The sequence below is a fragment of the Bradyrhizobium jicamae genome (assembly GCF_018130215.1).
In the GTDB taxonomy this organism is placed as follows: Bacteria; Pseudomonadota; Alphaproteobacteria; order Rhizobiales; family Xanthobacteraceae; genus Bradyrhizobium; species Bradyrhizobium jicamae_A.
In genome coordinates, this window is the sequence record NZ_JAFCKQ010000057.1 from 45461 (window position 1) to 53232 (window position 7772).

A 7772-nucleotide genomic window follows, 5' to 3' on the forward strand; every position below is an offset into this window, starting at 1 on the left:
CCCGCCCGGACCTCGTTCCCCGAACGATCGGTACGCCCATGTTCATCCTGCTTGGTGCCTCCGACGATCCGTGTCTTCTGGCTGTCAGCCGCGCGCTGGCCGCACGGTCGCATGAAACCCGGACCATCAGCCACCCCTTCATGGATCCGGCGTGCTCGGCCTGGCGCTTCGACAGCCAGCGATCGGATGCTGTCCTGGCGATCGAGGGCAAGTCGGTTGCGATTGACGGCGTGCTGGCGGCGCGCCGTGTCGCCCCGCTGGCCGGGCCACATGCGGAATGGTCGCAGGAAGACCTGCTCTACAATCGGGCCGAGGTCGAGGCGGCCCTGCTCGGCTGGTTATGGGGCCTGCCATGCCCCGTGATCGATCGGCCGCCCGCATGGTCGTGGTATGGCATGCGGCGGCCGATACTCGTCTGGAGCGCATTGTTGCGGCAACATGGCCTGCCCGCGCTCGACAGCGTCATCACCGGAGACGTCGGTGAGATCATGCGGTTTCTGGCGCCTCAGGGCGGGGCCGCCATCGAGCATGCGAATGGTTGCGGGGCGCGCCAGCTCGTACCAGAGACAAGAGCGGCTGAAATCGCGGAACACGCGCCACTGGCGCCCATACGGCTGACGGAACTCCACGACGGCGCGTGGCGCGCCTGTGTCGCCGGACCGCATCTGGTCTGGGACGATGGCACGCCGGATGCCGCAACGCAGATCTCCGCGCGGCTGCGCGCGTTCGCGGCCGCGGCCGGCCTTCGGTTTGTGGAATTCGTCGTCACGTCGGACGAGAAGCCGCGCGTGGTCGATATCGAACATCGTCCACGCTTCGAGTTGTTCGGTCCGCTCGCGCAGCGGGCCATCGCGGGAGGCGTGGCCGATGCGCTGACACGGAACGGCAACGTCCGCCGCGACGGCGAGACGCTCGCGCGGGGATCGCCATGATCCTGGTCTGCGGCAGTATCAGCGAACCCGTCACCGAGCTCGTGTGCGCGCGCCTCGAGGCCGAAGGACTCGGCTACCGGGTGCTGAGCCCGAATGCCTCGACGGGCTCCACCGCGCAATCGACACTGCATGCACAATGGAGCAACGGCGATTTCCACCACGGATATTTTTCCGGTCCGGATTGGCGTCTCGACGTCACTGACCTGACCGGCGTCTATTTCAGGCCGCTGCAGGCACCGGCGGCGAGCCTCCCCGGACTTCCGGCCGCCGCGGCGCAGGCGCTTCAGGCCCGACGGATGGCCGCGCTCGGTGCGATCGTCGACACGCTGCCCTGTCCGGTCGTCAACCCCGTGATCGCCGGAATGTCGAACAGCAGCAAGCCGCACCAGGCGATGCTGATCCGCGCCTGCGGTTTCCCGGTCCCTGCAACGCTGATCACCAACGATCCCGCGGCCGCACTCGCCTTCGCGGCCGAGCATGACGACGACGTCATCTACAAATCCATCAGCGGCGTTCGCTCCATCGTGCGCCGTTTCGGCTCGCGGCAAGCCGAACGGTTGCCGCTGCTGCGTCACGGTCCGGCGCAATTCCAGCAGCGAATCCGGGGCGCCGATATCCGGGTTCACGTCGTTGCCGACCGGACCTTCGCCACGCGCATCGAGACGCCATCGATCGACTACCGCTACGCCGCCGGCGATGGCCAGCCGATCGTGATGCGGCCGACCGAACTGCCCTGCGAGGTCGAACGCAGATGCATCGCGTTGACGAAGCAGTTGGGCTTGCTGTTTGCCGGGATCGATCTGAAGGAAACACGGGACGGCGAGTATTTCTGCTTCGAGGCCAATCCTTCGCCGGGATTCCTGTTCTTCGAGCGCGCCACAGGTCAGCCGATCAGCACCGCGCTCGCGCACCTGCTTGCGGGCAAATCGCGCCTTTGATTAAACTCGTTTAGGTTGTATTTTTGCAGAATGCTGCTACATAGTGAACGTGCGCCGGGGTGGCATTTTCATCATTCGACATTTTGGAGAATTGATTATGGCCAAAGACCCCAAATCCTCGGAACCATTCGTTTCCCAGCAAGACCGCCCCGCCGTCGGCGCCGACACGCCGGTCAGCGAGTTGCGGGTGCGCGACCTGCACACGATCCTCGCGAGCGCGGCGCATAACGCGTTGACCAAGATCCAGAAGGACAAGGATCTGGAGAAGATCCACAAGGACCTCGACAAGACCCACAAGGACTTCGACAAGACCCACAAGGATTTCGAAACGGCGATGAAGCACTTTCCCGAAAAGGTCCAGGTGGAGAAGTTTCACCCTGAGAAGGTGCAGCCCGACAAGATCCATCTCGAAAAGCTGCACAAGGACTTCAAGGAAATCGACAAGCAAGTCTTGGAGTTCCCGAAGAGTGAGCTCGACGCCTTCAAGAACACGCCGGAACTGCCGCCCGATCCAACCAAGATCGGGGGCGATCCGGCCGCACAGATCAGCCAGTTGCAGGCCACTGTCGACCAGCTCTCGAGCGAGGTCGCCGAGATGAAAGCCAGGATGGCAAAATGAGCGCCCGCTGCTGCGACGCCACGCAGCGATGAAACGAGCGGCGCTCGCCGTGCGGGCGCTGCTTGTTGCCACGCCGCTCCAGGCGACATGCTTTCGCCCGTTGAACTGAACCTGATATGGCCGTGCACCGACCAACGGATCGTGCCATCCTCGCGGCACATGATTCGTGACGGCTCCTGGGGCGCGCGTCGAATGATCCTGCAATCCCTCGCCGGCCTGCCGGCCTTCCTGGTCTACTTCTGCACGGCGCTGATCGCCGTGGTCGCCTACCTCTTCGTCTACACCCGCATCACGCCGCACGATGAATTCCAGCTGATCCGCGACAACGATCCGGCGGCTGCGATCGCGCTCGGCCTCAGCCTGCTCGGCTTTGCGCTGCCGGTCGTCAGCGCCATCGCGCACTCCGCCAACGTGTTGGACTGCCTGATCTGGAGCATCATCGCGCTGATCGTGCAGATCATCGTCTATTTCATCGTGAAGATCCCGGTGCCGAACCTGTCGGGGCGGATCGCCGCCGGCGAGATGGCGGCGGCGATCTGGCTCGGGCTGTCCTCGCTGGCCGCAGGCGCGCTGAACGCAGCCTGCATGATCTACTGACCATGGCAGCCAAGCCGAATCCGGAGTTCGGCAAGCGAAGGCCGGCACCGCCGCGGCAGCCGGGTCCGCCCGTCAAGCGCTCCAACCACGTCGCCCTGCTGGTGATGGGCACGCTCGCGGTCGGCGGCGGCTCCTACGCGCTGATGCCGCGCAGCAACTGCCAGCCGCAACAACCGCCGCCGGGCATGGCTGCGCCCGCGGTCCCGCAACCCGGCGCCGATTGCACGCGCAGTTCGTCATCGGGCTCCGGCGGCCATGGTGGCGGCGGAAGCTGGTCGTCGCGCAGCAGCTTCCTCAGCAGCGAGTCCTCGTCGGGCGGATCGTCATCGTCGTCGTCGACATCAAGCTCGAGCTCCGTGAGCCGCGGCGGCTTCGGCTCGTTCGCCCATGCCTTCGGCTTTGGCGGCGGTTGAGATCATTGCCGCACGTTCATGTTCGGTAACGCGCTTTCGCTTGCCGGTGGCGCCGGGGTGATGGACACTCGTGCCGATCACCGAGGGGAAGGGTCTCGGCCATGAAACGTTCGCGCCGCGTCGTGCTGACAATGATGGGAAGTGCCGCGGTCGGCGCCGCCTCGATGGGCTTTGTGCCGCGCCGCGGTTGCGGGCCCGGCGACACCGTGATCCCCGGCCCTGACGGCAGGCCTTCCTGCCGGCCGGCGTTTGGCGGCTTCGGCGGCACGCCGCACCATTTCCACGGTCACGGTCATGGCGGCCACGCGCATGGCGGCGGCTGACGCGCTCGCGTCACGCGAACCGGACATCATTTCCCTCGACAACGCAGTGGTCCATGCAGCGCATTGAATGCCCCGAACGTGATGACTGGCGCGCCACGGCGGAGAACGCCGGCTTCGATTTCCACACCATCGACGGCGAACGCTACTGGGATGAGCGCGCCTATTACGCATTCACGCTCGACGAGATCGAACGTCAGATCGAGACGCCGACCGGCGAGCTCGACGCGATGTGCCTCGAGCTGGTGGGCCGCACGATCGGCAACGAGCGCGACCTGCGCCGGCTGAAGATTCCGGAAGCGTTCTGGGATTTGATCTCGGAGAGCTGGCATCGCGACGAGCCGAGCCTGTATGGCCGGCTCGACCTCAAGTTCGACGGCAACGGCCCGGCCAAGCTGCTCGAATACAACGCCGACACTCCGACCTCCATCTTCGAGGCAGCGGTGTTTCAATGGACCTGGCTCGAGCAGGCGATCGAGCGCAACATCATCCCCAGGCGTGCCGACCAGTTCAACTCGATCCATGAGCGGCTGATCGAGGCGTGGCGCAAGGTCGGTGGCACGCATCCGCTGCATCTCACCGGCATGACCGGAAGCACCGAGGATGCCGGCACGCTCGCCTACCTTGCCGACACCGCGGCGCAAGCGGGGTTGCAGACCACGCTGCTCGACATCGAGGAGATCGGGCTGCGCGACGACGGCCGGTTCGTCGATCTCGACAACCGAGAGATCGAGCTCGCCTTCAAGCTCTATCCCTGGGAATGGATGTTCCACGACGCATTCGGCAAGAATCTCGCGGCCGCGCCGACGCGCTGGATCGAGCCGCCTTGGAAGGCGATCCTGTCGAACAAGGGTATCCTGCCGCTGCTCTGGGAGATGTTCCCCAATCATCCCAATCTGCTGCCGGCCTATTTCGAGGACGATCCGCAGGCGGCTCGGCTCGGCACGTCTTTCGTGCGAAAGCCGATCTATTCACGCGAAGGCGCCAATGTCGCGCTGGTCAGCGCCGGCACGACATTGGTCGAACAGGAAGGTCCCTACGGCGCCGAGGGCTTCGTCCGGCAGGCGCTGGCGCCGCTGCCGGATTTTTCAGGACAGTACCCGGTGCTCGGAAGCTGGCTGGTCGATCACACGCCGTGCGGCCTGTCGATCCGCGAGGACGAGAACCCGATCACGGGCAACACCTCCCGCTTCCTGCCGCATGCGATTTTGTAGAAGCACCGCCCCGAACGCATCAGCGCGCCGCCGAGGCCACCGCCTTGAGGACGTGCGGCGCACCGCCGGCACGGGCCACCGACGCGGTGCTCGGCTGATACAGGCCGCGCCTGTCCGGATACGGCCTGAAGGCGCTCGTGATGCCGACCACCGATTCGGCGGCGCCCAGCGCCAGCACGCCGTCGGGCTCGAGCATCCGCGCAATCTTCGCGAAGATGCCGGCCTTGGTGTCCTGGTCGAAATAGATCAGCACGTTGCGGCAGAAGATCACGTCGAAGGTGCCGAGATGCGAAAGGTCTTGCAGCAGGTTGAGCTGGCGATGCTGCACCATGCCGCGGATATCGGCATTGAGCTGCCAGAGCTCACCTTTCTGCGTGAAATACTTCACCAGCATCGTGATCGGCAGGCCGCGCTGCACCTCGAACTGGCTGAACAGGCCGGCCTTGGATTTCTCCAGCACCGCCTGCGACAGGTCGGTCGCGACGATCTCGGTGCGCCAGCCCGAAAACAGCGCGGTCATTTCCTTCAGCAGCATCGCGATCGAATACGGCTCCTGTCCGGTCGACGAGGCCGCGCACCAGATGCGCAGCGAACGGCGTGCGGCACGCGCCTGCGCCAGCGCCGGCAGCACCGCTTCCTTCAGATGGTCGAACGGGATCTTGTCGCGGAAGAAGAAGGTCTCGTTGGTGGTCATCGCCTCGACGACGTCAGAGGTGAGCGGCTCGGCGCCGCCCTTCAACTTCTGCACAAGTTCGGGAATGCCTGACAGGTTCGACCGGCGCGCCAGCGGCACCAGGCGGCTTTCCACCAGATATTGCTTGTCGGCGGAGAGATCGAGGCCGGAACGCTCTTTCAGGAGCTTACGCAGATACTCATAGTCCAGGGGCGTCACGTACGGTCTCCCGAAAACACACGAACAAGTTTCGGCGCGATCTGATTGAGCGGCAGCACGGCAGCGCAGATTCCGGCGTTGGCGGCGGCGCCGGGCATGCCCCACACCACGCTGGTCGCCTCATCCTGGGCGATCACGCTGCCGCCGGCCGCGACGACATCCTTGCCGCCGCGCATGCCGTCGGAGCCCATGCCGGTCAGGATCACCGACATGACGCTGCCCTGCCAGACGTCGATCGCCGAAGTGAACATCGGATCGACTGCGGGCTTGCAGAAATTGATCGGCGGCCCGTCGTCGAGCGCGATCGCGGCATCGATGCCGTGGCGAACGATGCGCATATGGCGACCGCCCGGCGCGAGATAGATCCGACCTGGCTTGACGGTCTCGCCGTCGACGGCCTCATGCGCCGGCCGCTTGCTGGTTCGGGCAAGATGCTCGGCGAGAATGGTGGTGAATGTCGGCGGCATATGCTGGGTGATCAGCACCGGGAAGCGATCGATCACCGGTCCGATCTCGGCGACCAGCGCCATCAAAGCCTGCGGGCCACCTGTCGACGAGCCGATCAGGAGCACCTTCGGCGGCAGCAGGCCGAACGGACGGCGGGCAATCTGGGCCGCCGCAGCCGGCGCGGGCGCCACACCCGGGGCCGGCGTGCGCGGCCGCTCATGGCTCGGTGCAAGCGGCGGGCTTGCCGTCGGATGACCAGCGCCGCGTCGTGCCTTGGCGCCGAGATGGCGGATCTTCTGGATCAGGTCGTGGCGGAAGGTCTCGGCGGCGGTGGGCTCGCGTGTGCTTTCCGGCTTCGGAATGTAGTCGGACGCGCCGAGCGAAAGCGCTTTCAGGCTGATCTCGGCGTTACGCCGGGTCAGCGTGGACGCCATGATGATGACCAGGTCGCGCTTCTTCGCCAGGAGCTGCGGCAGTGCCGAGATGCCGTCGAGATCAGGCATTTCGATATCGAGCACCGCGACATCGGGGTTGAAGCGCTCGAGCTGGTTGACGGCGTCCAGGCCGGTGCGCAGCGAAGCGGCGACCTCCATGTCGGGTTCGGCGGCGATCCAGCGCGAGATCAATCCCCGGATGACGACGGAATCGTCCACCACCATCACCCGCACCTTGTCGGTTCGGGTTGCGCTCGCAGCCGCAGCACTTGTCAACGCAACACTCATGACTTCACCAGCGACGCAACGGCACGGGTTACAAAAGTTGAACCGGGAGCTCTCGCCGCCGGATCGAACGCAAACGTCAGATCAGCATGGGAAAGTCGGCTCCGACTTTCCCGTTCATGCTCTAGATGAGCCCGACTTCCTGGAACTTGGCGGTGACGATGTCCTTGTCGAACGGCTTCATGATGTACTCGTTGGCGCCGGCATGCAGCGCACGGGCGATGTGCGCGACGTCGTTCTCGGTGGTGCAGAACACCACCTTGGGCTGATCGCCACCGGGCATGCGACGGAGATTGCCGAGAAACTCGTAGCCGTCCATCACCGGCATGTTCCAGTCGAGCAGCACGGCATCGGGCAGCCCGCGCTTGCAAACCTCGAGCGCCTTCTCGCCGTCCTCCGCTTCGACGATCTGGAAGTCGAGACCTTCCAGGATCCGGCGGGCAACCTTGCGAATGACGCTTGAGTCATCGACAACAAGACACGTTCTCATTTGCGACCTCTACTTCCTCATCCCCAAAGGGATGTTTCGGTTCTTCGGTTCTGGCGGCCCTTGTCTCAGGCCGTCTTCTTCGGTTGCCTTGCCCGTCAGGCAGCTTTGGCGTCGGGCATCAGTTCGAGCACGCGATCGACATCGAGGACGACCATGAGCTGGCCGTCGAGGCGGTGGACGCCGCCGGCGAG

Annotated in this window: 10 protein-coding genes and 1 pseudogene; 7 read left to right on the forward strand and 4 right to left on the reverse strand. The window is 65.0% G+C overall.

What is annotated here, in order from left to right; translation table 11 throughout:
• Nucleotides 1–38 precede the first annotated feature (38 nt).
• The 7 genes from JQ586_RS35490 to JQ586_RS35520 all read left to right on the forward strand — a co-directional run bounded on the left by JQ586_RS35490 (nucleotide 39) and on the right by JQ586_RS35520 (nucleotide 5033).
• A complete protein-coding gene (locus JQ586_RS35490) occupies nucleotides 39–932 on the forward strand; it encodes a hypothetical protein (RefSeq protein ID WP_212399288.1) in 894 nt (297 codons plus the stop codon).
• Nucleotides 929–1870 carry a hypothetical protein gene (locus tag JQ586_RS35495; RefSeq protein ID WP_212399289.1) on the forward strand — a complete coding sequence of 314 codons (942 nt, stop codon included), beginning with the start codon at nucleotides 929–931 and terminating at the stop codon, nucleotides 1868–1870. Before JQ586_RS35490 ends, JQ586_RS35495 begins: the two co-directional genes overlap by 4 nt.
• A gap of 97 nt (nucleotides 1871–1967) precedes the next feature.
• The gene (locus tag JQ586_RS35500; RefSeq protein ID WP_212399290.1) at nucleotides 1968–2489 is read left to right on the forward strand and encodes a hypothetical protein; all 522 of its coding nucleotides are present in this window, start codon (nucleotides 1968–1970) and stop codon (nucleotides 2487–2489) included.
• Nucleotides 2490–2681: 192 nt separating this feature from the next.
• Nucleotides 2682–3086: a DUF350 domain-containing protein gene (locus JQ586_RS35505; protein WP_212399291.1), complete on the forward strand. Its 405-nt coding sequence runs from the start codon at nucleotides 2682–2684 to the stop codon at nucleotides 3084–3086.
• Between the two features lie 2 nt (nucleotides 3087–3088).
• Nucleotides 3089–3499, forward strand: a complete 411-nt coding sequence (locus JQ586_RS35510) for a hypothetical protein (protein ID WP_212399292.1) — start codon at nucleotides 3089–3091, stop codon at nucleotides 3497–3499.
• Between the two features lie 101 nt (nucleotides 3500–3600).
• Nucleotides 3601–3822: a hypothetical protein gene (locus tag JQ586_RS35515; protein ID WP_212399293.1), complete on the forward strand. Its 222-nt coding sequence runs from the start codon at nucleotides 3601–3603 to the stop codon at nucleotides 3820–3822.
• A 53-nt stretch (nucleotides 3823–3875) separates the two neighbouring features.
• Nucleotides 3876–5033 carry a glutathionylspermidine synthase family protein gene (locus JQ586_RS35520; protein ID WP_212399294.1) on the forward strand — a complete coding sequence of 386 codons (1158 nt, stop codon included), beginning with the start codon at nucleotides 3876–3878 and terminating at the stop codon, nucleotides 5031–5033.
• Between the two features lie 19 nt (nucleotides 5034–5052).
• Here JQ586_RS35520 and JQ586_RS35525 read toward each other — a convergent pair whose 3' ends face one another.
• From JQ586_RS35525 to JQ586_RS40855, 4 genes and pseudogenes are all read right to left on the reverse strand, one after another.
• The gene (locus tag JQ586_RS35525; RefSeq protein ID WP_212399295.1) at nucleotides 5053–5925 is read right to left on the reverse strand and encodes a protein-glutamate O-methyltransferase CheR; all 873 of its coding nucleotides are present in this window, start codon (nucleotides 5923–5925) and stop codon (nucleotides 5053–5055) included.
• A complete protein-coding gene (locus JQ586_RS35530) occupies nucleotides 5922–7094 on the reverse strand; it encodes a chemotaxis response regulator protein-glutamate methylesterase (protein ID WP_212399296.1) in 1173 nt (390 codons plus the stop codon). Before JQ586_RS35530 ends, JQ586_RS35525 begins: the two co-directional genes overlap by 4 nt.
• A gap of 121 nt (nucleotides 7095–7215) precedes the next feature.
• A complete protein-coding gene (locus JQ586_RS35535; protein WP_212399297.1) occupies nucleotides 7216–7581 on the reverse strand; it encodes a PleD family two-component system response regulator in 366 nt (121 codons plus the stop codon).
• A gap of 95 nt (nucleotides 7582–7676) precedes the next feature.
• Nucleotides 7677–7772 (reverse strand): annotated as a pseudogene (locus tag JQ586_RS40855) (chemotaxis protein CheW); the annotation flags it as partial.

Bases quoted from the DNA above. Each gene is read 5' to 3' on its own strand.
- JQ586_RS35495 (WP_212399289.1), top strand. From the start codon at position 929: ATGATCCTGGTCTGCGGCAGTATCAGCGAACCCGTCACCGAGCTCGTG.
- JQ586_RS35500 (WP_212399290.1), top strand. From the start codon at position 1,968: ATGGCCAAAGACCCCAAATCCTCGGAACCATTCGTTTCCCAGCAAGAC.
- JQ586_RS35515 (WP_212399293.1), top strand. From the start codon at position 3,601: ATGAAACGTTCGCGCCGCGTCGTGCTGACAATGATGGGAAGTGCCGCG.
- JQ586_RS35530 (WP_212399296.1), bottom strand. From the start codon at position 7,094: ATGAGTGTTGCGTTGACAAGTGCTGCGGCTGCGAGCGCAACCCGAACC.
- JQ586_RS35490 (WP_212399288.1), top strand. From the start codon at position 39: ATGTTCATCCTGCTTGGTGCCTCCGACGATCCGTGTCTTCTGGCTGTC.
- JQ586_RS35505 (WP_212399291.1), top strand. From the start codon at position 2,682: ATGATCCTGCAATCCCTCGCCGGCCTGCCGGCCTTCCTGGTCTACTTC.
- JQ586_RS35510 (WP_212399292.1), top strand. From the start codon at position 3,089: ATGGCAGCCAAGCCGAATCCGGAGTTCGGCAAGCGAAGGCCGGCACCG.
- JQ586_RS35520 (WP_212399294.1), top strand. From the start codon at position 3,876: ATGCAGCGCATTGAATGCCCCGAACGTGATGACTGGCGCGCCACGGCG.
- JQ586_RS35535 (WP_212399297.1), bottom strand. From the start codon at position 7,581: ATGAGAACGTGTCTTGTTGTCGATGACTCAAGCGTCATTCGCAAGGTT.